25 protein-coding genes and 1 tRNA gene are annotated in these 19,619 nt (G+C 55.9%); 14 read left to right on the top strand and 12 right to left on the bottom strand.

Annotated elements, in window-relative coordinates:
- Window positions 1-6 precede the first annotated feature (6 nt).
- The 3 genes from GOX61_RS03595 to GOX61_RS03605 all read right to left on the bottom strand — a co-directional run bounded on the left by GOX61_RS03595 (window position 7) and on the right by GOX61_RS03605 (window position 2,066).
- Complete coding sequence (locus GOX61_RS03595) at window positions 7-423, bottom strand: type II toxin-antitoxin system Phd/YefM family antitoxin (protein WP_170331337.1); 417 nt, start codon at window positions 421-423, stop codon at window positions 7-9.
- Between the two features lie 834 nt (window positions 424-1,257).
- On the bottom strand, window positions 1,258-1,395 hold the full coding sequence (locus tag GOX61_RS03600; protein ID WP_155144945.1) for an entericidin A/B family lipoprotein: 138 nt from the start codon (window positions 1,393-1,395) through the stop codon (window positions 1,258-1,260).
- Window positions 1,396-1,724: 329 nt separating this feature from the next.
- Entirely contained in the window at window positions 1,725-2,066 is a 342-nt protein-coding gene (locus tag GOX61_RS03605; RefSeq protein WP_155144943.1) for an ArsR/SmtB family transcription factor, read from the bottom strand.
- 373 nt (window positions 2,067-2,439) lie between these two features.
- Between GOX61_RS03605 and GOX61_RS03610 the strand changes: the two genes are divergently transcribed.
- From GOX61_RS03610 to GOX61_RS03635, 6 genes are all read left to right on the top strand, one after another.
- Window positions 2,440-3,072 (top strand): ATP-dependent Clp protease proteolytic subunit, encoded by a 633-nt coding sequence (locus GOX61_RS03610; protein ID WP_155144941.1) that lies wholly within the window; start codon window positions 2,440-2,442, stop codon window positions 3,070-3,072.
- Window positions 3,073-3,203: 131 nt separating this feature from the next.
- Window positions 3,204-4,472: an ATP-dependent Clp protease ATP-binding subunit ClpX gene (clpX, locus tag GOX61_RS03615; protein WP_155144939.1), complete on the top strand. Its 1,269-nt coding sequence runs from the start codon at window positions 3,204-3,206 to the stop codon at window positions 4,470-4,472.
- A 64-nt stretch (window positions 4,473-4,536) separates the two neighbouring features.
- On the top strand, window positions 4,537-4,899 hold the full coding sequence (locus GOX61_RS03620) for a RidA family protein (RefSeq protein WP_155144937.1): 363 nt from the start codon (window positions 4,537-4,539) through the stop codon (window positions 4,897-4,899).
- Between the two features lie 78 nt (window positions 4,900-4,977).
- Complete coding sequence (locus GOX61_RS03625) at window positions 4,978-5,361, top strand: NADH:ubiquinone oxidoreductase subunit NDUFA12 (protein ID WP_155144935.1); 384 nt, start codon at window positions 4,978-4,980, stop codon at window positions 5,359-5,361.
- A 12-nt stretch (window positions 5,362-5,373) separates the two neighbouring features.
- Window positions 5,374-5,826: an outer membrane lipid asymmetry maintenance protein MlaD gene (mlaD, locus tag GOX61_RS03630; RefSeq protein WP_170331339.1), complete on the top strand. Its 453-nt coding sequence runs from the start codon at window positions 5,374-5,376 to the stop codon at window positions 5,824-5,826.
- The gene (locus GOX61_RS03635) at window positions 5,823-6,191 is read left to right on the top strand and encodes a DUF2155 domain-containing protein (RefSeq protein WP_170331341.1); all 369 of its coding nucleotides are present in this window, start codon (window positions 5,823-5,825) and stop codon (window positions 6,189-6,191) included. Before mlaD ends, GOX61_RS03635 begins: the two co-directional genes overlap by 4 nt.
- Here GOX61_RS03635 and aat read toward each other — a convergent pair.
- The 4 genes from aat to GOX61_RS03655 form a co-directional block, all read right to left on the bottom strand.
- Window positions 6,146-6,778 (bottom strand): leucyl/phenylalanyl-tRNA--protein transferase, encoded by a 633-nt coding sequence (aat, locus tag GOX61_RS03640; RefSeq protein ID WP_170331343.1) that lies wholly within the window; start codon window positions 6,776-6,778, stop codon window positions 6,146-6,148. The genes GOX61_RS03635 and aat overlap by 46 nt on opposite strands.
- Window positions 6,779-6,826: 48 nt before the next feature.
- The gene (gene accC / locus GOX61_RS03645) at window positions 6,827-8,176 is read right to left on the bottom strand and encodes an acetyl-CoA carboxylase biotin carboxylase subunit (protein WP_155144928.1); all 1,350 of its coding nucleotides are present in this window, start codon (window positions 8,174-8,176) and stop codon (window positions 6,827-6,829) included.
- 9 nt (window positions 8,177-8,185) lie between these two features.
- Window positions 8,186-8,686 (bottom strand): acetyl-CoA carboxylase biotin carboxyl carrier protein, encoded by a 501-nt coding sequence (accB, locus tag GOX61_RS03650; RefSeq protein WP_170331345.1) that lies wholly within the window; start codon window positions 8,684-8,686, stop codon window positions 8,186-8,188.
- 150 nt (window positions 8,687-8,836) lie between these two features.
- Window positions 8,837-9,373 (bottom strand): LuxR C-terminal-related transcriptional regulator, encoded by a 537-nt coding sequence (locus GOX61_RS03655; protein ID WP_155144923.1) that lies wholly within the window; start codon window positions 9,371-9,373, stop codon window positions 8,837-8,839.
- A gap of 221 nt (window positions 9,374-9,594) precedes the next feature.
- Between GOX61_RS03655 and GOX61_RS03660 the strand changes: the two genes are divergently transcribed.
- The 5 genes from GOX61_RS03660 (at window position 9,595) to GOX61_RS03680 (ending at window position 15,504) form a co-directional block, all read left to right on the top strand.
- Entirely contained in the window at window positions 9,595-10,890 is a 1,296-nt protein-coding gene (locus GOX61_RS03660) for a helix-turn-helix domain-containing protein (RefSeq protein ID WP_170331347.1), read from the top strand.
- 78 nt (window positions 10,891-10,968) lie between these two features.
- Window positions 10,969-11,349: a response regulator transcription factor gene (locus GOX61_RS03665; RefSeq protein ID WP_155144919.1), complete on the top strand. Its 381-nt coding sequence runs from the start codon at window positions 10,969-10,971 to the stop codon at window positions 11,347-11,349.
- The gene (locus tag GOX61_RS03670) at window positions 11,346-11,657 is read left to right on the top strand and encodes a hypothetical protein (RefSeq protein WP_170331349.1); all 312 of its coding nucleotides are present in this window, start codon (window positions 11,346-11,348) and stop codon (window positions 11,655-11,657) included. The genes GOX61_RS03665 and GOX61_RS03670 overlap by 4 nt, the downstream gene beginning before the upstream one ends.
- Window positions 11,645-14,323 (top strand): ATP-binding protein, encoded by a 2,679-nt coding sequence (locus tag GOX61_RS03675; RefSeq protein ID WP_170331352.1) that lies wholly within the window; start codon window positions 11,645-11,647, stop codon window positions 14,321-14,323. The genes GOX61_RS03670 and GOX61_RS03675 overlap by 13 nt, the downstream gene beginning before the upstream one ends.
- A 77-nt stretch (window positions 14,324-14,400) precedes the next feature.
- Window positions 14,401-15,504 carry a FliM/FliN family flagellar motor switch protein gene (locus GOX61_RS03680; protein WP_170331355.1) on the top strand — a complete coding sequence of 368 codons (1,104 nt, stop codon included), beginning with the start codon at window positions 14,401-14,403 and terminating at the stop codon, window positions 15,502-15,504.
- Here GOX61_RS03680 and GOX61_RS03685 read toward each other — a convergent pair whose 3' ends face one another.
- Genes GOX61_RS03685 through GOX61_RS03700 form a run of 4 tightly spaced genes read right to left on the bottom strand, consistent with a single transcriptional unit; the run spans window position 15,505 to window position 17,704 of the window.
- On the bottom strand, window positions 15,505-15,936 hold the full coding sequence (locus tag GOX61_RS03685; RefSeq protein WP_155144912.1) for a TIGR01244 family sulfur transferase: 432 nt from the start codon (window positions 15,934-15,936) through the stop codon (window positions 15,505-15,507).
- 9 nt (window positions 15,937-15,945) lie between these two features.
- Complete coding sequence (locus GOX61_RS03690) at window positions 15,946-16,377, bottom strand: YeeE/YedE family protein (RefSeq protein ID WP_170331356.1); 432 nt, start codon at window positions 16,375-16,377, stop codon at window positions 15,946-15,948.
- Entirely contained in the window at window positions 16,377-16,805 is a 429-nt protein-coding gene (locus GOX61_RS03695) for a YeeE/YedE family protein (protein ID WP_170331358.1), read from the bottom strand. Before GOX61_RS03695 ends, GOX61_RS03690 begins: the two co-directional genes overlap by 1 nt.
- Window positions 16,806-16,840: 35 nt before the next feature.
- Window positions 16,841-17,704, bottom strand: a complete 864-nt coding sequence (locus tag GOX61_RS03700; protein WP_170331360.1) for an MBL fold metallo-hydrolase — start codon at window positions 17,702-17,704, stop codon at window positions 16,841-16,843.
- Between the two features lie 246 nt (window positions 17,705-17,950).
- Here GOX61_RS03700 and GOX61_RS03705 point away from each other — a divergent pair, with 246 nt between their 5' ends.
- A complete protein-coding gene (locus GOX61_RS03705; protein ID WP_155144906.1) occupies window positions 17,951-18,166 on the top strand; it encodes a hypothetical protein in 216 nt (71 codons plus the stop codon).
- An 8-nt stretch (window positions 18,167-18,174) separates the two neighbouring features.
- Here GOX61_RS03705 and GOX61_RS03710 read toward each other — a convergent pair whose 3' ends face one another.
- A complete protein-coding gene (locus GOX61_RS03710) occupies window positions 18,175-18,393 on the bottom strand; it encodes a hypothetical protein (RefSeq protein WP_155144905.1) in 219 nt (72 codons plus the stop codon).
- Window positions 18,394-18,556: 163 nt separating this feature from the next.
- On the opposite strand from GOX61_RS03710, the gene GOX61_RS03715 reads away from it, so the two are divergent.
- Window positions 18,557-18,823 carry a DUF2312 domain-containing protein gene (locus GOX61_RS03715; protein WP_155144903.1) on the top strand — a complete coding sequence of 89 codons (267 nt, stop codon included), beginning with the start codon at window positions 18,557-18,559 and terminating at the stop codon, window positions 18,821-18,823.
- A 516-nt stretch (window positions 18,824-19,339) separates the two neighbouring features.
- A tRNA-Thr gene (locus GOX61_RS03720) sits at window positions 19,340-19,415 on the top strand.
- Window positions 19,416-19,619 lie beyond the last annotated feature (204 nt).

Consider the following 19,619-nt stretch of genomic DNA (forward strand, 5'->3'; position numbering starts at 1 on the left):
CGCTTCTCAAAAACGGAACCATCGTCTCCACAGGGAGGAGACGGGCCGGGCGGCCAGTTCGCCGCCCGCGACAGGATCCAGACCGCCACGTGCTAATATGCGGCGTTCCTCGGCACGGGTCATCTGGATCTCGCGGACCTTCAGCGCGGCTTCGCGCGCGGTGACATAGCTGCCGTCCGGCCCCGGTTCCATTCCCGGAATGTTTCGTCCCCGCGACCACATTCCGCGTATGCCGCTCAGGGGATGTTTCCAACCGATCTCATCGTCGTCCTGCAGATGCCAGATCCGCTCGACCTCGGTTACCGAGACCAGCGCGGCCATTGGTTTGCCATGTCGGGTCAGAATGATCACCTGACGCGGGTCCTGTGCGCGGGTGACCAGCTCTCCCAGATGGGCGCGGGCGTGGGAAATTGTGCAGCGCATCGGCGAATCTCCGGTTGTACGATTCGAAAGATCTGGGGTCTGAGCTTTGTACAAATCCTGCAATTTCTGCCTAAATGACCGTGCGGGGGCCTTTGCAGGCGCAGAAAGCGTCCGAAATCCGCTCGATCCTTCATGTCCGGACTTTTCCGCCGTCAACCCTGCGAAGTTTCGCATGTTCTGGAGTTATCCACATGGCTTTCCCTGTGGATACCAACAGGTTATCCCCGTCTAATTTTCATGCTGCAGTGCTATTTTCTTGTCGGATCGGGGGTGCGGGTGCAACAGTCTGATCACTGCCAAGGTTCTTAGGAACCACGGTAGGACGCAAAGGCCAGGGGGCCAGAGCAGGGAGAGCAGGTCCTACGGATTTGTGTTTTACTGCAAGGGCTTACCGGTGGGTGATCAGCCGATGTCGGGTCTCGTACCCATGCCGGGTGATCAACTTCTCAGAAGGTCAATGCGTGCTGCGAAGTACCCTCGCGTACAACGTGGCGGCTGCGGTCCTCCCGGGATCGGAGCAACTGGATCGGGACGTCCCTCGGGCGTGTCGACCCGGCAAGGCGTCAGGGGCATCCGTATGGGTGCATGCAAAGACCGCGTCTGCGCACCTGACGCCTTTTCCTTTTGCCGGACCCCGGTTTCATACAGGCTACCACTCACCACCCTGAAAAAGGGAACGGGGTTCTTTCGCTTGCGCAAAAGAACCCCGTAGTAGCGTCAGATGATGCAATGCCGCGTCTATGCACCTGTACTTTTGATTGTAGCTCGGCTCAGACCTTGCATCAACCATATATTGGGGTTGTGCGCGGCATTCTCACAATATGCAGAAAGAAGTCAGAGATTTTCCTGAACGTCAGTCGCTGCGCCCTGGATGGCATCGCCTGCTTTCTCGATATCTTTGCCAGCGCCTTTTGCGGTTTCGCAGGCGGTGAGGGCAAACAGGCTCAGACCAATCAGAAGTGTGCGGATCATAGGTATCTCCTTGGCTACTCAGTTATTTTGTCGGTAGCACCTTTCTGAGGCCCGGGCCAGCATTTTGAGCGTTTTTGATTTCTGGTTATCTTGAGAAGGTGTTGGAATCTCGAACTGAATATACGTGCCGTTGCGCTGCAAACTGTCACGATCCTCATCAAAACCGCACCCAAAGGTGTGAATGCAGGGAGTTTTCAAGTGATCTCTTTGATTGCTGAACGCCAATCCGGAACGGCTCTGCCAGCTGGTTTGATCAACAGCCCTCAGGGTCGTGTGTAACTAGAGCGGCTTGCAGCGTTATTAACAACGCCAATCACTACCAGTCCCCGTCAGGATTTGTCGTCGCTGCAAAACAGCTCGTAAACCACTTCAAGCATGCGGCGGGGGCGATCATCGGTCAGACGATAGTAGATAGCCTTGCCTTCGCGGCGCGGTGTCACGAGCCCTTCAAGACGGAGGCGGGACAATTGTTGGGAAACGGCAGCCTGGCGGGCAGACAGAAGCTCTTCCAGCTCGGTTACGGATTTCTCACCGGAAACCAAATGACACAGGATCATTAAACGACCTTCATGACTGATCGCCTTGAGGAAATTCGATGCGCGCGTCGCATTATCGACCATTCGGTCGAGATCTTCTGAAGTCATGTCCTGGGACAGCTGGGGAAGTGCCATCTAGATTGTTTTCCTTTCGGGCCCGGCTTGCGGGCTATTGTTCCCTTACGTAAGTTTCGCTGAAGGCGAGCCATTTCAGTACATGTTTCGAACATGTATTTCTATATGTATGGATCAAAATAGCGTGATGGATAACGGGGAAAATGCCGGAATATGACTCCCTAGTGCGTCTATGCGGCATTCGGCTTGCGGATTTTAGCGGTCGAAGTAACGCTCAGTAGTTCAGCAGTCCCTGCTCCCCATTCGCCACGAATCCTACATTAGCGAAGCGATGTCTGCTGCACCCCTTGCGGCCCCCCGGTGCCGATACTAAGACTCATGTAACTATTCTTCGGGTAGTGTCCCGATCCATTGCAAAGCAGGCAGGTTCCGAATGTTCGATCCAGTTGACACCTATATGAATACGCTCGTTCCCATGGTCGTCGAGCAGACCAGCCGGGGTGAGCGGGCTTACGACATTTTCTCGCGCCTGCTGAAGGAGCGGATCATCTTCATCAATGGCCCGATCCACGACGGAATGAGCCATCTGGTTGTTGCACAGTTGCTGCATCTTGAGGCGGAAAACCCGAACAAGGAAATCTCGATCTACATCAACTCGCCCGGCGGCGTGGTGACCAGCGGTTTGTCGATTTACGACACAATGCAGTACATCAAGCCGAAATGTTCGACGTTGGTGATCGGTCAGGCAGCATCGATGGGATCAGTTCTGCTGGCCGGTGGCGAGAAGGGCATGCGCTTTTCACTGCCCAACAGCCGTATCATGGTGCACCAGCCCAGCGGCGGGTATCAGGGTCAGGCCAGCGATATCATGATCCATGCTGCCGAAACGCAGAAACTCAAGGATCGCCTGTATGATATCTATGTGCGTCATACCGGACAGACCAAAAAAGCTGTTGAAAAAGCTCTGGATCGTGACAATTTCATGAGCCCGGAAGAGGCGAAAGAGTGGGGTCACATCGACGAAATCGTCGAGAACCGCGCTAAGATGGATGTTGAAGAAAGCTAAGATCAAAACCTCGCGCGTGTAGCGCGAGGTGTGATTTTGAGATTGTAGCTGCCACAGTGCTGGCCTAAGCTGCATGAACAGGCGCAAGCGCGACGCAGCGGCGCGCAGGGATGGAGCCCGAAAGGTAGATCATGGCGACGAATTCAGGCGGTGACAGCAAGAACACGCTCTACTGCAGTTTCTGCGGCAAGAGTCAGCATGAGGTGCGTAAACTGATTGCGGGCCCGACGGTGTTCATCTGTGACGAATGCGTCGAACTGTGCATGGACATCATTCGCGAAGAAACCAAGGCCAGTGGCCTTAAATCTTCGGATGGTGTGCCGACACCAAAAGACATCTGCGAAGTTCTGGATGACTATGTTATCGGTCAGGCCACTGCCAAGCGGGTTCTGTCGGTTGCGGTTCACAACCATTACAAGCGCCTTAATCATGCTCAGAAAGCGGGCAGCGATATTGAGTTGGCCAAGTCCAACATCCTGCTGATCGGTCCGACCGGTTGCGGTAAGACGCTGCTTGCGCAGACTTTGGCGCGCATTCTGGATGTTCCGTTTACCATGGCGGACGCGACCACACTGACCGAAGCCGGTTACGTGGGCGAGGATGTTGAGAACATCATCCTCAAACTGCTTCAGGCCAGCGAGTACAATGTCGAGCGCGCGCAGCGCGGCATCGTCTATATCGACGAGGTCGACAAGATCACGCGCAAGTCCGAAAACCCTTCGATCACCCGTGATGTCTCGGGTGAGGGTGTTCAGCAAGCGCTGCTGAAACTGATGGAAGGCACCGTTGCCAGCGTTCCACCCCAGGGTGGCCGCAAGCATCCGCAGCAGGAATTTCTGCAGGTTGATACAACGAATATCCTGTTCATCTGTGGTGGTGCGTTCGCCGGGCTGGATAAGATTATCGCACAACGTGGCAAAGGCTCGGCCATGGGCTTTGGTGCCGACGTTCGTGACAATGATGACCGCGGTGTTGGTGAGATCTTCAAGGACCTCGAGCCCGAGGATCTGCTAAAGTTTGGTTTGATCCCGGAATTTGTCGGTCGTCTGCCGGTTCTGGCGACGCTGGAGGACCTGGATGAGGACGCACTTGTTACCATCCTGACCAAGCCCAAGAACGCGCTGGTTAAGCAATACCAGCGTCTGTTCGAGCTTGAAGATGCCGAGCTGGCCTTTACCGATGATGCGCTGAAGGCGATCGCGAAGAAGGCCATTGAGCGTAAAACCGGTGCACGCGGGTTGCGCTCGATCCTCGAAGATATACTGCTGGACACGATGTTCGAACTGCCAGGTCTGAAGAACGTGACCGAGGTGGTGGTGAACGAAGAGGCGGTGACTTCGGAATCGCAACCGCTCATCATTTATGCGGATGCCGGTCCCGAATCGGCGTCAGCTGGCTGAACTCAGAGAGTTTCCGAATTTACACGGCGCGGTATCATCCGCGCCGTTTTCATATGAGGGCACAATGACAATCAAGCGTATTTCTTCAGGTGGTGAGTTTGAGGCAAAGGTCGGATATTGCCGGGCTGTCGTCGCGGGTGGCTGGGTGCACGTTGCCGGTACTGTCGGTCAGGGTGACGGCGCGGCCGAGCAGTGTCGGTCAGCGTTGGCTGTCATAGAAAAGGCCCTGACGGATGCTGGTGCGTCTTTTGCCGATGTGGTGCGCGTCACTTACATGCTGCCGGACCGTGCCGAGTTCGAGCCTTGCTGGCCCATTCTGGCTGAAACCTTTGGTGAGAACCCGCCAGCGGCGACGATGATCGAATGTGGTCTGATCGATCCAAAGTACCGGATCGAAATCGAAGTGACTGCAATCTTGCCGGAATAAGGGCTGCGGCCCTGCTGACACTGGACCTTGGTCGGCCTTTGGTCCATATCTTCAGGAGCATAACTGCCGGAGGCGCCAATGGGAATCCTGAACACTCTTTTACGAGCTGTGACCTGGTGGAACGGGGCGACCCTGAACACGCAGATTTTCACCGCGCGCAAGGGTATCAAGGTTGGCGAAGATGATCAGGGCAACGTGTTTTACCACAACGCCGATGACAGCAAGCGCTGGGTCATTTTCAATGGCGAAGCCGAAGCAAGCCGGATTGATCCGGACTGGCATGGTTGGCTGCATCGCACCTGGGATGAACCTCCGACAGAAAAACCGTTAAAGCACAAATCCTGGGAGCTGCCGCATCAGGAAAACCTGACCGGCACCGCATTGGCCTATACGCCGGCGGGATCTCTGCGCCGACCGGACCCGGTTGAGCGCAAGGATTATGAGGCCTGGAGCCCTGAATAGGCGAGGCGAGCAATGTCTACCCACAACATGACCGAAGTTCTTGTCGGCGGAGCCGTGCTGGCTTGCGCCGTCGCGTTTGGCGTCTATGCGAGCCAGTCCACAGGCCTGTCTCAGAACCGGGCCGGGTATGAATTGGGCGCATCATTCCGTTCACTGGAAGGCGTCGGGATCGGCACCGACGTGCGGTTGGCTGGTGTGAAGATCGGGACCGTTACGAACGTTGCGCTCAATCCCGAGACATACCGTGCTGATACGACCTTTTCGGTTGCTGACGGTATCCAGATTCCGGATGACAGCGCCATCGTCATTTCCTCGGAAGGTCTGCTGGGCGGTAACTTCGTTGAGGTCATGCCGGGCGGATCACCGTTCTATTTTGAGCCCGGAGACGAGGTGGAGGATACACAAGGTGCGGTCAGCCTGATCTCGCTGTTGGTCAAGTTTGTTGCCGGGGACAGTAGCGAATGATGCGGGCTGCTATTTTTGCATTGCTGCTGGCCGGTACGGGTGCTGCTGCTCAGCAAAAGGTGGAATCCGGCCCGGGCGCGATGCTGCGTGGGCTGGATAAGGTCAGCGGGCAGACCGTTGATGTCGAACTGCAGAGCGGCCAGACAGAGGCCATATTCGGGCTGGATGTTGCCCTTGGGGATTGTCGATACCCCGCGGATAACCCGACTGGGGATGCCTTCGCCTATCTGACAATCTGGGAAAGTGGCAAATCAGAGCAGCTGTTCGATGGCTGGATGATTGCGACCTCTCCCGCGCTGAATGCACTGGATCACGCGCGTTATGACGTCTGGGTGATCCGCTGTATCACGCCATCCGCCGACTGAGCGATTGCGGCAGTAAAATCTGCGCTGGCGTTAATCGCTTCTTCAAGCTCTCGGCGATACTGGTTGCGTGGGATTTCGATCGCGCCCAATGATGCCAGATGCGCAGTCAGAAACTGTGTGTCAAACAATCGGAACCCGGTTTGGCGCAGACGGTCCACCAGATAGGCCAATGCAACCTTCGATGCGTCTGTGCGGCGTGAGAACATGCTTTCCCCAAAGAAAGCCGCCCCCAGCACAACGCCATAGACGCCGCCAACTAGCTGATTTTCCTCCCAGACTTCGAGAGAATGCGCGTGGCCGGATTGATGAAGGTCCAGATACAAGCCGCGTAACTCGGCGTTGATCCATGTGTCTGTACGATCTGCGCAGCCATCAACGACACCTGCAAAGTGTTGGTCGATTGACACCTCAAACCCGCTGTTGCGAATTCGGCGCGCGAGGCTGCGTGAGATATGAAATCCATCCAGCGGGAAGACACCACGAAATTTTGGATCGACCCAGAAAAGCTCGGGATCGTCACGATGTTCTGCCATCGGAAAAATGCCGATGGAATACCCATGCAGGAGGAGTTCGGGTGAAAGGCTCATGCAGAATACCCGAAGGTCGAAGAGCGTTCGCCCTTCGACCTTACAGACTTATTGGGCCATGTTCTCCGCAAGCCAGTGCTCCAGCCAGTGGATGTTGTAGTCACCGCTGTGAATGTCTGGTTCCTGCAGCAGAGCGTGGAACAAGGGCACAGTCGTGTCGATGCCATCCACGATCAGTTCACCCAAAGCACGGTTCAGGCGTGCCAGCGCCTCATCCCGGTCGCGGCCCTGCACGATCAGCTTGGCAATCAGCGAGTCATAGTAGGGTGGAATGGAATAGCCGTCATAGAGTGCTGAATCCATCCGTACGCCAAGACCGCCAGGTGCGTGATAGGCAGAAATCTTGCCCGGGCAGGGTGAGAAGTTTGGCAGTTTCTCGGCATTGATCCGAACTTCGATGGCGTGGCCATTGATTTCCAGATCGTCCTGACCGAACGACATCGGTTCGCCCGCTGCGACGCGAATTTGCTCGCGCACCAGATCGACACCAAAGATGCCTTCGGTCACCGGGTGCTCCACCTGCAGACGCGTGTTCATCTCGATGAAATAGAATTCACCGTTTTCGTACAGGAATTCGATGGTGCCTGCGCCGATATAGTTGATCTTGGCAACCGCGTCGGCACAGATCTTACCGATCTTGGCGCGCTCTTCCGGAGTGATGCTGGGGCCGGGGGCCTCTTCGAACACCTTCTGGTGACGACGCTGCAACGAGCAGTCGCGTTCGCCCAGATGGACCGCTTTGCCTTTGCCATCACCGAAGACCTGAATCTCGATATGACGCGGTGTGGTCAGATATTTCTCGATATAGACTTCGTCATTGCCAAAGGCAGCCTTGCCCTCGGCGCGTGCGGTCATGAACGCACTTTCCATTTCATCAGCGCTTTGCGCGACTTTCATGCCGCGACCGCCGCCACCAGCGGTGGCTTTGATGATGACGGGATAACCGAATTCTTCACCGATTTTCTTGGCCGCAGCCAAATCTGGAACACCACCGTCTGAACCCGGAACACAGGGAACACCCAGTTCCTTCATCGTGTCCTTGGCTGTGATCTTGTCGCCCATGACGCGGATATGTTCTGCGGTGGGGCCGATGAAGGTGATGCCGTGATCTTCGACGATCTGCACGAATTCGGCATTTTCGGACAAAAAGCCATAACCGGGGTGGATCGCTTGCGCGCCTGTGATCTCACAGGCCGAAATGATCGCGGGTACCGACAGATAGCTCTGCGGGCTGGGTGCCGGGCCGATGCAGACCGATTCGTCGGCCATACGTACATGCATCGCGTCGCTGTCGGCGGTCGAATGCACGGCAACCGTCGCAATACCCATCTCGCGCGCGGCGCGGATCACACGCAGGGCGATCTCGCCTCGGTTGGCAATCAGGATCTTGTCGAACATGGGCCCGCCTTACTCGATGATAACCAGAGGGGTGCCGAATTCGACGGCGTCACCATCGCTGACCAGAATACGCTTGATGGTACCCGATTTGGGTGCGTGGATATGATTCATGGTCTTCATAGCTTCGACGATCAACAGCGTGTCGCCTTCGGATACTGATGCGCCAACGGTGATAAAGGCGGGTGCGCCCGGCTCGGGCTGCATGTAGACAGTGCCAACCATGGGTGAGGTTACCGCGCCCGGGTGGCTTGCCGGATCTTCCGCGGCTGCGGGTGCTTCGGCCGGGGCTGGCGCTGCAGCGGGTGCTGCGGCTGCAGGTGCTGCAGCGGCTGGAACGGCCACCTGAACCGGAGCAGCTACGGCTTGGTTCATCCGGCTGACACGAACGTTCAGGCTGTCTTCTTCGCCATATTCACGTTTGACCTGCAGTTCGGTCAGGTCGTTTTCGCGCAGCAGTTCGGCCAAGGCCTTGATGAACGCCACATCCGCTTCGTGTTTGGTATCTGTCATGAGTGTCCTCGACGGTTCCCCTTTGGCCCGTCTGTTTTTGCGGGCTTGGTCTAATTACGCAGCGTTATAAGCCATGCAGTCGGCCATGAAAAGCGCAGTCTCAGCCTGTCAAATGGGGGTTTTTGTGTACATTGCGAGAGGCAAGCTGGATCAGAGTGGCATCCCCGACAATTTCGCCACCAGTTCGGGCAGTTTTCGAGCGCCAAACTTCTCCAGCAATCGGGCCCGATAAGCCTCGACTGTGCGATAACTCAGGCCAAGTTCAGCCCCGATTTCTTTTGCGGACAACCCTCTGCACGACATGATCGCCACTTCGCGCTCACGCTGTGTAAGTTCTACTAATGGGCGCTCTTCGGAGATGTCGGAAAAGCTCCAGATGCCGTGGCGGAAAGGATCGTCCGGTGTCAGTGACCGTCCGCGTGCCCGGCACCAGAACAGATCGCCATTCCGGCGTCGCATGACCCGTTCGTCCGTATAGTAGCCCGTGTCTCGCATCACCTGCAGGCTGCGCGCGCCGATGCGTTCCCAATCCGCAACTGACGGATAGAGGTGCAACAATGGCATATTGCGATACTCTTCCTCACTGCCGCCAAAGGTACGGGCAAACTGCAAATTGCAGCGCCGGATGATCCGGTTCTCAAGCTCAACGAGCCCGATCGGGGCGTATTCAAAGGCTGGATCGCTCATATACCTATGGTGACGCGTATTGGGGCAGAATTGAAGGGGCGAAACTCTCAATCACTTGGCTGAATGATGGGCTCTTGAGTGATATTAAACCGGAAAAGTAGTAAATCCTGTAAATGTGCTTTGAAAATAGGACTGCAACCAATAACAATTAAACAACTATTCTGAAAAATCGTGTGCCCGGCCGAAAAGCGGGCGACGCCACCTTAGGGAAAGTTGTGCCTTTGCGCGACACACTGACAGGAAGCCGAATACGGGAAAGACGACAGATTTCCGGTCTGCGTCAGGCGGAACTTGCGCGCCGGGTTGGTATTTCGGCGTCATACCTGAACCTGATCGAACATAATCGTCGGCGGATTGGGGGTAAGCTACTGGTCGATATCGCTTCGGCGTTGTCGGTCGAACCTTCGTTGCTAACACAAGGGATCGAGGCCACCTTGATCGCGGCGCTGCGCGAGGCGGCTGCAGATGCAGTTGGACAAACGGCCGAACTGGATGCGCTGGATGAGTTTGCGGGGCGTTTCCCCGGCTGGGCAGGTGTCTTGTCGCAGATGCATCGCCGTGTCGTGTCTTTGGAGCGCACGGTTGAGACCCTGTCAGATCGATTGACCCATGACCCGCATCTGGCGGCCTCGATGCACGAGGTGCTTTCGACCGCCGCCGCAATCCGATCGACCGCTGCGATTCTGGCCGAGCCCGAAGAGATTGATGCAGAATGGCGGGATCGTTTCCACCGCAACATTCACCAAGATGCTGAACGTCTGGCCGAAAGTTCCAAGGCTCTGGTTGCCTATCTGGATGAAAGCGAAGATGAGCCTGACCGCCGTGGGATGCCGCTGGAAGAGGTCGAGGCGTTCTTTGCCGAGCGAGATTACCATTTCCCGGAAATCGAAGAAGGTGCGGCAGCCGATTCGTTTCCGTTGGATGGTCTGGACACATCCGCTGCAAAATCCGTGGCGCAGAGCCTGTTGGCGACCTATGCCGCTGACGCGCGTGCAATTCCGCTGGAGAGGCTTCGGGAAGAGTTGGGCGGTGCTGAGCCGGATCCGATGGGGCTTGCGGCGCGATTTTCGGTAGATCTGGCGACAGTGCTGCGTCGGTTGGCATTTGTTCCGAAAAGCCTTCTGCCGCGGGCGGCGGGTCTGGCAATTTGTGATGCGTCCGGCAGTATCCTGTTTTACAAGCCTGTGCCTGGATTTGCGTTACCCCGGCACGGAGAAGGCTGTCCGTTATGGCCGTTGTTTACAGCTCTTAATCGGCCTCTGGTCCCTGTCCGGAAAAGGATCGTTCAGCTGGGCCGGACCGCGGCCGAGTTCGATTGCTATGCGATTGCCTGGCCTCAGCCTGTACAGTCATTTGATCAGGACCCCGTTTATCACTCGGCAATGCTGGTGCTGTCGGTCGAAGATCCGTCGCCAGATGTCGAAGCGAAGGCTCAGGTTGGGACCAGCTGTCGCATCTGCCCCAGAAACGCATGTGAATCACGGCGTGAGCCGTCGATTCTTAGCGAAGTTTTTTGACAGTTTCCTGACAGAACGATTAATCTGACAGCGATGGATGGCCGCGCGTCTGATCGGCCATGGGGAGGAACTGCAAATATGAGCCGTAAGGTTCTGTTGATCGAGGACGAGCCAAACATTACCGAGGCGATCCGATTTCTGCTGACTCGTGAGGGTTGGCAGGTCGAGACCCATGCCGAAGGCGTGGATGCTGTTCAGGTGATTGTAGCTGAAAATCCGGACCTTGTTATTCTCGACGTCATGCTGCCGGGTAAGAGCGGTATGGACATCCTGCGTGACCTTCGAGAACTTGAGGGGATGAAGGGCCTGCCTGTGTTGATGCTTACGGCAAGGGGGCAATCCCGAGATCGGGAAATGGCGGAGCAAGCTGGTGTCAGCCGGTTCATGACCAAACCATTTTCCAATACCGAAGTTCTGACTGCTGTGCGCGATCTTCATGCGCAAGCGTCGCGGTCATGACGTCGGAGGATAATGCACGTCAATCAACGGCGACAAGACCGTCGCTCTTCCTGGAACGTCAGAGTTATCGTCGGCGCAGATTGTCTGATGCGGCGAGATTGCTGCCATTTCTGGGTGCCGCTCTGATCGGGCTCCCCTTGCTCTGGCCAGATGGCAGCGCAGGAGAAGACGCAGTGCCGCTTTCCTCCGCCATCCTGTACATCTTTGGTTGTTGGGGCGCCCTTATCCTGATCAGTATGTTCTTCGGCTTCGTGGCCAAGCGTTTTGCAGCACGTGAGGATACGGAGACGGACGAATGGCGACATTAAACGTCCTGATACTCGTCTGTCTTGGCTATGTTGTACTGTTGTTCGGCGTGGCCTTTGCCGCCGACCGGATGGCGGTTGCCGGACGTGGGAAATGGCTGCGATCGCCATTGATCTACACTCTGTCCCTGTCGATCTATTGCACAGCTTGGACATTTTACGGCGCGGTTGGCAACGCCGCCCGTTCGGGTTTGGAATTTGTCACCATCTATCTGGGGCCGACGCTGGTGATGATCAGTTGGTGGTGGGGGCTGCGTAAACTTGTTCGCGTAGGGCGCAGCCAGCGCGTGACTTCAATCGCCGACCTGATTTCGTCCCGTTATGGCAAGTCGAATACTCTGGCGATTTGTGTGACCATTCTGGCTGTCTTGGGCGGCACGCCTTACATCGCGCTGCAATTGCAATCGATTACGCTCTCGTTCTCGATATTTGCCGAAGCGGATTCGTCTGGTCTCTATCGTGAGGGGTCGAGTGTCTTCTGGGTTGCGGCTGGTCTGGCAGTCTTTGCCATTCTGTTCGGTACACGAAACCTGGACGTGAACGAGCGTCACCACGGCGTTGTGACGGCCATTGCTTTGGAATCTGTGGTCAAGCTGTTTGCGCTGCTGGCAGTCGGTATATTTGTCGTCTGGGGAATAGCTGGCGGTGTTGGTCCGATGATGGACCGTATTGATGCCTCTGAGATCGGTCAGTGGAACGTTGATGCGGGCCGCTGGACCACAATTACCTTCCTTTCTGCAGCGGCCTTTGTCTGCCTGCCGCGTATGTTTCAGGTGATGGTCGTAGAAAACGATGATGAGGGGCACCTGAGAACGGCGGCCTGGGCCTTTCCGCTGTATCTGCTGTTGATGAGCCTGTTTGTAGTCCCTATCGCTGTCATCGGGCTGGACCTGATGCCCGAGGGATCAAATCCGGACCTTTTTGTTCTGACGGTACCGCTGTCTCAGGGTAATGAATGGCTCGCCATGCTGTCGTTTATTGGGGGTTTTTCATCGGCTACATCGATGGTGATTGTGACGGCCATGGCGCTTTCAACCATGGTCTCCAACCATGTTGTCATGCCGATCTGGCTGAGTACTCAGGAAGGATCGGGTTCGGTTTCGGGTGACGTACGCAATATCGTTCTGATGGCGCGCCGGGTTTCGATCGCCGTTATCATGGGATTGGGCTACTTCTATTTCCATTTGTCCGGTGGGGGTGCGGCGCTGGCCTCCATCGGGCTTGTCGCATTTGCAGGGATTTCCCAGATTCTGCCAGCACTTGTAGGTGGTTTGTTCTGGCGCGGAGCGACGCGAACCGGTGCTCTGATTGGATTAAGTGTCGGGTTCTTCCTCTGGATTTATACGCTGCTGTTGCCCGGAATGGGCGGGGGGGTGATGCCTGCCTCGGTCCTTGAAAACGGTCCATTTGGCTGGGGATGGCTCAGGCCGCAGGCGTTGTTCGGGATCGATGGGATCGATCCGATGGTACATACGATCATGTGGTCGCTGTCCCTGAACACCATCGCCTTTTGCGTGGCATCCCTACTGAGCTTTCCCAGCCCGCTGGAGCGGTTGCAAGGCGCTCAATTCGTGAATGTCTTTGACCATTCGGTTGCCCCGCAGGGATGGACCGGGTCCGTTGGCCAAAGCGAAGATCTGATGATCATGACACAGCGAATTCTTGGCACGATTCCCGCGCAGGTGTTCTTTCAGGCCGAAGCGTTGAAACAGGGTGGTCGGGGACGATTGCCCGAACCTACGCCGGGTTTTCTGGTGCGTCTTGAACGTGAGTTGAGCGGTTCTGTCGGAGCGGCTACCGCTCATGCTATGGTAGGGCAAATCGTAGGCGGATCGTCGGTTTCGGTCGAAGATCTGCTGGCGGTGGCTGATGAATCGGCGCAACTGCTGGAATACTCAGGTCAGATGGAGGCAAAATCTGCCGAGCTTAGCCGCACGGCGCGTCAGTTGCGTGAGGCGAATGAAAAACTCACGCAAATCTCGATGCAAAAGGATGCCTTTCTTGGTCAGGTGAGCCACGAATTGCGCACCCCGATGACCTCAATCCGGGCATTTTCGGAGATCATGCGGGATACCGAAGAGCTGAGTGCCGAGGAAAAGACGCGTTATGCAGCGATCATCCATGACGAGGCTTTGCGTCTGACTCGGTTGCTGGATGATCTGCTGGACCTCAGTGTTCTGGAAAGCGGGCAGGTCAGTCTGAACTTGGGCGACAGCACGTTGCGGACTGTTCTGGATCGCGCCATTTCTACCGCGCTTGCCGGAACAGATCGCAAGCTCGAGATACGGCGCAGCCTGACCTCCGAACGCATGCCGCTGCAAACTGATCTGGATCGCCTTGGCCAGGTCTTCATTAATCTGATTTCGAACGCGCAGAAGTACTGTGATGCGCCCGACCCGATCCTGACCATTTCAGCGCACGATGTTGGGGGGCAGGTCGTGATCGACTTCATCGACAATGGCAGTGGAATTCCACCCGAGGCGCAATCGATGGTGTTCGAAAAATTCGCGCGTGTAGGCTTCGACAAAGCCGGGGGCGCGGGTCTGGGCCTGGCCATCTGTCGTGAGATCATGCAGCGCCTCGGCGGCGAAATCAGCTATTTACCGGGGCAGGCGGGGGCCGCATTCCGGGTCAGCCTGCCGCTGGCGCACAAGCAAGCCGCCCAGTGATTGCGATTTAAAGGTATTCGTAACCGTCGCCGGGTTAGACCGGGTGTCAGGCGATAAACAGAAAGCGGTTCGGTGCCATGGCAAATGACGTCAGCGCAGCTTTGGCGCGTAAACTTGTGGTTGGGCAGGCTGATGCCGAGGATAAACCCCGCCCTATCCTGCGGGCTCTGCGGTTGGCATTGGCTCGGGCAGCAATTGAAACCATTCAGCTGCCACTGTCCGTCATCGGGGCCAAACAAACCACCAAGCCCTCGGACGCGCTAAGCCAGACTCTGACCGATGCTTGGTTGCTGCTCGCGTTTACCAACAAAGACGGACGGACAGCTGCGGTCTGTCTGGACACCAGCTGTGTTTCAGCGATCCTGCAAATGCAGACCATAGGCGAAATACTATCAGGCTCGCCCCCGGATCGTGTATTCACCGATACGGATGCGGCCATGGTTGCACCACTCATTGAAAGTGTGTTGACCCAGGTTCCGGATCTAATTGACGCTCCGGCCGATAGTGAATGCTTCGTCGGATACGAATTCTTGTCCCGAGCTGAAGATGTTCGATCGCTGTCCCTTGCGCTTGTCGAGGATGAGTATCGTGTCTTCGACCTGACCGTTGATCTCGGGGGTGGAGTTCGTCAGGGCCAGCTAAGTATGTTCATACCGGAACAGCCAGCAATTGTACCTGAAGAAGAAGCAGAGGCTACTGAGGCTGGGCCTGTTCTGGAAATGGCAACGGGCGTGATGAGGGCTGAGCTGAACGCAGTTATGTGTCGTTTGTCATTGCCCCTGTCTGATCTTTCAGATCTGGACGTGGGCAATGTTCTTCCTCTGACCGGAGCGAGGCTGGATCGCATCGACGTTTTGACGATCGAGCGAACACGGGCAGCTGTCGGACGCCTTGGGCAATGCGGCGGGATGCGGGCAATTCGTGTGAACGAGGAATTGGACATTCCAGTGATTGCCGGGCCAGATGCGCCTGAATTCATTGAAAGCAGAACCAGACACGCTCAGCCCGACGTGAGAGAGGCTGATCAGCCCGAGATGACAGTGTTAGACCCGTTGGACACAAGCGCTTTGCTGCCAATGGATCACAACCCGCTCTCCTCGAATCCGGACGAGATCGCGGCTGAGATTTCGCAGTTGGCCGGGTTGACCGGGCTTCAGGACGATCAAGACCAGAAATTCTGATCAGGTGTTCGAATTGCGAATCTGATCAAGGGCAGGGCGCAGGCCTTCCAGCGCGTATCCGGCCTTGCTGGTCGCGTCGAGAATATCGTCGGTGCTCATCCTGTCGCACTGACCCAGAGCCCAGACAACGGAACAGCGAGTACCCGAGGCGCAATAAGCCAACACCGGTCCCGCGCAGCTTTCAGCCAGATCGCGTTGCAAGGCGACGTTTTCGGCAGTCATGGTCTGATGCGTGAGCTCTAGGACTTCGTACTCCATGCCCGCTGCGCGAACGGCATCGCCGATCGCATCGGATTGCATGTCCGACGGGACCTCTACGTTGGGACGGTTGCAGATCACCTTGGCAAAACCTGCCTCGGCGATGGCTTGCACGTCTTCCACCGTGATCTGGGGTGAGACGGCATAGCGGGGGGTAATCTGACGAATCTCCATGGCAAATCCTTAGGTCGCGTTTGCAATCCTGTCCAGTTGTGCGCCGACTTTAGGAGCCGCAAACATGCCTGCCATCATGGCAACGAGAAAGACCAGCCCCTCAAACCCGCCATAACTGAGCGAGGCCATTGCCGGACCGGGGCACAAACCTGCTAATCCCCAGCCCATGCCAAACAGCACGGATCCGAAGATCAACCGTCTGTCCATCTCGGGTTTGGGCGGCACTGGAAAGTTGCCGCCAGACAGTGGTTTCCGGCTTTGCGTTAGGCGCCAGGCAATCAGCATAGGTAGGATTGCACCACCCATCACAAAAGCGAGTGTTGGATCCCAGTTGCCAAACACGTCCAGCCAGCCCTGAACCTTGGTCGTGTCAGTCATCCCTGAAACCAACAAGCCAGTCCCAAAAAGCGATCCGGCAATAAGCGCAATCAGAACGCGCATCAGATTAGCCCCCAGACATGGCGGAACAAGACAAGCGTGATCCCACCGGCCAGAATGTAAAACACGGTAGCGACCATACCGCGTAGCGAGAATCTTGATATGCCACAGACACCATGCCCCGAGGTGCATCCATTCGCGATACGCGTGCCAATGCCGACCAGCAAACCGGCGATAATCACAACCGCCAGATCGCTGGTCAAATGGGTTGCTGCCTGAGGGGCGATCAAGGGTTTCAGTAGCAATGGCATGACGATCACACCGGCAATGAAAGCCAGTCGTTCCTTCGCTTCGCTTTTGCCACTGCCGTCAACCAGCCCGCCGAGAATGCCGCTTGCACCCATAATGCGTCCATTCCCCAGCAAATAAACCGCTGCGCCAAGTCCAATCAGCAGACCGCCAATCAAACCCCATATCCATTCCGGATTCATCGTGAGGTGTCTCCTTGTCTAAGGCCGTAGGTGCATCAAATTTTGTTGATGGGCAGCTTCAGGAAAACATCGCCTTCCTCATCGGCAGGGGGCATTTGACCAGCGCGCATGTTGACTTGCAGCGAAGGTAGGATCAGTCGTGGCATGCCCAATGTTGCATCGCGGGCATCGCGCATTTCGGTAAACTCTTCGATGCTGCGGCCCTGGCCGATGTGAACATTCAGGGCTTTCTGTTCACCAACAGTGGTTTCCCACGCGTACTCATCCCGCCCCGGTGCCTTGTAGTCATGTCCGACATAGATCCGGGTTTCGTCCGGCAGCGATAAGATCTTTTGGATCGATTCATAAAGCATTGTCGAAGAACCGCCCGGAAAGTCACATCTGGCGGTTCCAAAGTCTGGCATGAAGAGAGTGTCTCCTACAAAGGCCGCATCACCCAGAACATAGGTCAGACAGGCCGGAGTGTGCCCCGGAGTGTGCAGGACATCGCCCCGCATCTGGCCGATGTGAAAGCTGTCTCCTTCAGAGAACAGCGCATCAAACTGGCTGCCATCGCGCTGGAATTCCGTACCTTCGTTGAACACTTTGCCAAAGGTATCCTGTACAACGACAATATTCTTACCGATGCCGATTTTCCCGCCAAGTTTTTGCTGAAGATAGGGTGCTGCTGACAAATGGTCGGCATGCACATGGCTTTCCAGTATCCATTCGACCTTGAGGTTGTTTGCGGTCACATACTCGATGATCTGATCGGCAGATCCTGTGTCCGTGCGACCCGAGGCATGGTCAAAATCCAACACGCTGTCGATGATTGCGCAGGCCGCGCCTTCGGGTTCCTGAACCACGTAAGACACCGTGTTTGTCTGCTCGTCAAAAAAGGCCTTTACGATTGGTGTCACGTGCTCCTCCTGTGCTTCTTACTTTTCATATAGTGATAGCGGAATGTGACACAACTGCCAATTCACGACTTGATGTCTGTCAAGGCAGCCAAAGTTAAATCCGCGTAATAAGTATGCATCCTGCGGAGCCTCGCCCGAAATCGCAAAATAGCTGAGCGGATTTCCGCAGGCATTCATTAAGTCTCAAGTTGGTCTTAATGCCGTTACCTATATCTGGCAGACTGGTGCTAAGTGGGAGGATGCAAAATGACTGCACAAGATCTCTACACAGAAGTCGAGCGGCTTGAAAAAAAGCTTAACGGCGCATGTCTGGACACCCGGTTGGCCCTTCAACCGAATGTCAGCAGAATAGTCGATCAGATGCGGGCGAAACGCATGCAGATACCGTCACGCCTGCGCAGGCTGGACGCGGCTTTGTTTGAAGACGCGGTTGAAGCGCGCTTTGACAACATGCCGGTCTGACCGGTTGGTCATCCAAAGGATATCCCGAGGATGACCATCATCAGTCCGATGACGGATAAAAACAGTGATGCAAGGTTCCAGGGCAGTACAGCCTGAACCGCTGCGCGCAATTCATCATCCGACAGGCCTGCCTTGCGCGCTTTCATCACGCGCAGGATACACCATACCAGTCCAAGCATTCCGGCCAATGACAGGGCAGCTCCGCCCCAGATGATGATGTCGAACATAGCTTTCCACATATGTCTCTTGTTTCACGACCGCGCTTAGCGGATCACCGCTGCTGGCACAAGCCTGACAGCCCAAAGTGCGCTTGCGGCCAGAGCGGCAGCAATGTATCCGGCTTACTGCCCGAAACCTTGCGGATTATTTTAGCCTTTGGGAGAGACGCATATGGAAGACATCACCGAAGATCAGGCCGCCGCCAACTATCGAGTCACAGCAGGTGAACTGCGCCAGTTCATCGAACGGTTCGAGCGTCTGGAAGCCGAAAAGAAGGACATCGCGGAACAGCAAAAGGAAGTGATGGCCGAGGCGAAAGCCCGCGGTTACGACACCAAGGTGATGCGCAAGGTGGTTGCTCTGAGAAAGCGCGACAAAGACGATATCGCCGAAGAAGAAGCGGTTCTGGAAATGTATAAGGAAGCGCTGGGCATGTAAGCGTTGCCGAGGAGGTCTCAAAGCGCCTCCTCGGGCTTCGAAAGAACAGCTGGCACGCATTGATGATGTGCCAGATTTACCAAGCACCACTCGGACACGGCGGCCATTGCATCGCCGTTTCCGATTGGTGGGATCAATTTCTCCACATACTTGCTCGAGATCGACTTGCAACGCCAGAGCGCCCTGCGACGCAACTGCAGGCCTTCTTCACTTTATCAGGTCGGTTGATCTGAGGTGGCGAATCAATTCGCTTGTGTTGCTCAGGCTATAACCGCGGATGTTCACGCGATGTCGGGCAGTCGGCCTATAGCGCTTTGGGCACATCTCTCGCATTAGCGCGCAATTCCCCGCTCGCATTACGTATAGTAAAGCCGGGTTTTGGATGGTTCGTTGCGCAAGTAGCCCTTCTGACCGGTAGCTGGTTGCAAGGCTGACACCAGAAAATTCTGTCTACAGCAAGATCAGGTTAAATTGGGGCTTGCGGTCTCTTCCCATAGTGATTAATCGGACGCCAGCGCCCCTATAGCTCAGCTGGTAGAGCAACTGATTTGTAATCAGTAGGTCCGCGGTTCGAGTCCGTGTGGGGGCACCACTTCACGAAGATTAGTGAGCTTTCCAATTATCAAAAATTGGTTTCGTAGGCTTACAGTGACTCTAGTTGGTCACTAGATGGTGCCGGTTCAGACAGATCACTCGTATCCGCATTTGCTGATTCAGAAGGCGATAATCTGTTTGAAAGCATAGGCCTATGGTGTTGACGCCAAGGGTAAACGATTCGCTTTGTCGGGTTTAACTT

It is taken from the genome of Ruegeria arenilitoris, assembly GCF_013030265.1.
GTDB classification, from domain to species: Bacteria; Pseudomonadota; Alphaproteobacteria; order Rhodobacterales; family Rhodobacteraceae; genus Ruegeria; species Ruegeria arenilitoris_E.

Coding starts and splice junctions, on each gene's coding strand:
- GOX61_RS03595 (WP_170331337.1), bottom strand. CDS start 423: ATGCGCTGCACAATTTCCCACGCCCGCGCCCATCTGGGAGAGCTGGTC.
- GOX61_RS03600 (WP_155144945.1), bottom strand. CDS start 1,395: ATGATCCGCACACTTCTGATTGGTCTGAGCCTGTTTGCCCTCACCGCC.
- GOX61_RS03605 (WP_155144943.1), bottom strand. CDS start 2,066: ATGGCACTTCCCCAGCTGTCCCAGGACATGACTTCAGAAGATCTCGAC.
- GOX61_RS03610 (WP_155144941.1), top strand. CDS start 2,440: ATGTTCGATCCAGTTGACACCTATATGAATACGCTCGTTCCCATGGTC.
- clpX (WP_155144939.1), top strand. CDS start 3,204: ATGGCGACGAATTCAGGCGGTGACAGCAAGAACACGCTCTACTGCAGT.
- GOX61_RS03620 (WP_155144937.1), top strand. CDS start 4,537: ATGACAATCAAGCGTATTTCTTCAGGTGGTGAGTTTGAGGCAAAGGTC.
- GOX61_RS03625 (WP_155144935.1), top strand. CDS start 4,978: ATGGGAATCCTGAACACTCTTTTACGAGCTGTGACCTGGTGGAACGGG.
- mlaD (WP_170331339.1), top strand. CDS start 5,374: ATGTCTACCCACAACATGACCGAAGTTCTTGTCGGCGGAGCCGTGCTG.
- GOX61_RS03635 (WP_170331341.1), top strand. CDS start 5,823: ATGATGCGGGCTGCTATTTTTGCATTGCTGCTGGCCGGTACGGGTGCT.
- aat (WP_170331343.1), bottom strand. CDS start 6,778: ATGAGCCTTTCACCCGAACTCCTCCTGCATGGGTATTCCATCGGCATT.
- accC (WP_155144928.1), bottom strand. CDS start 8,176: ATGTTCGACAAGATCCTGATTGCCAACCGAGGCGAGATCGCCCTGCGT.
- accB (WP_170331345.1), bottom strand. CDS start 8,686: ATGACAGATACCAAACACGAAGCGGATGTGGCGTTCATCAAGGCCTTG.
- GOX61_RS03655 (WP_155144923.1), bottom strand. CDS start 9,373: ATGAGCGATCCAGCCTTTGAATACGCCCCGATCGGGCTCGTTGAGCTT.
- GOX61_RS03665 (WP_155144919.1), top strand. CDS start 10,969: ATGAGCCGTAAGGTTCTGTTGATCGAGGACGAGCCAAACATTACCGAG.
- GOX61_RS03670 (WP_170331349.1), top strand. CDS start 11,346: ATGACGTCGGAGGATAATGCACGTCAATCAACGGCGACAAGACCGTCG.
- GOX61_RS03675 (WP_170331352.1), top strand. CDS start 11,645: ATGGCGACATTAAACGTCCTGATACTCGTCTGTCTTGGCTATGTTGTA.
- GOX61_RS03680 (WP_170331355.1), top strand. CDS start 14,401: ATGGCAAATGACGTCAGCGCAGCTTTGGCGCGTAAACTTGTGGTTGGG.
- GOX61_RS03685 (WP_155144912.1), bottom strand. CDS start 15,936: ATGGAGATTCGTCAGATTACCCCCCGCTATGCCGTCTCACCCCAGATC.
- GOX61_RS03690 (WP_170331356.1), bottom strand. CDS start 16,377: ATGCGCGTTCTGATTGCGCTTATTGCCGGATCGCTTTTTGGGACTGGC.
- GOX61_RS03695 (WP_170331358.1), bottom strand. CDS start 16,805: ATGAATCCGGAATGGATATGGGGTTTGATTGGCGGTCTGCTGATTGGA.
- GOX61_RS03705 (WP_155144906.1), top strand. CDS start 17,951: ATGACTGCACAAGATCTCTACACAGAAGTCGAGCGGCTTGAAAAAAAG.
- GOX61_RS03710 (WP_155144905.1), bottom strand. CDS start 18,393: ATGTTCGACATCATCATCTGGGGCGGAGCTGCCCTGTCATTGGCCGGA.
- GOX61_RS03715 (WP_155144903.1), top strand. CDS start 18,557: ATGGAAGACATCACCGAAGATCAGGCCGCCGCCAACTATCGAGTCACA.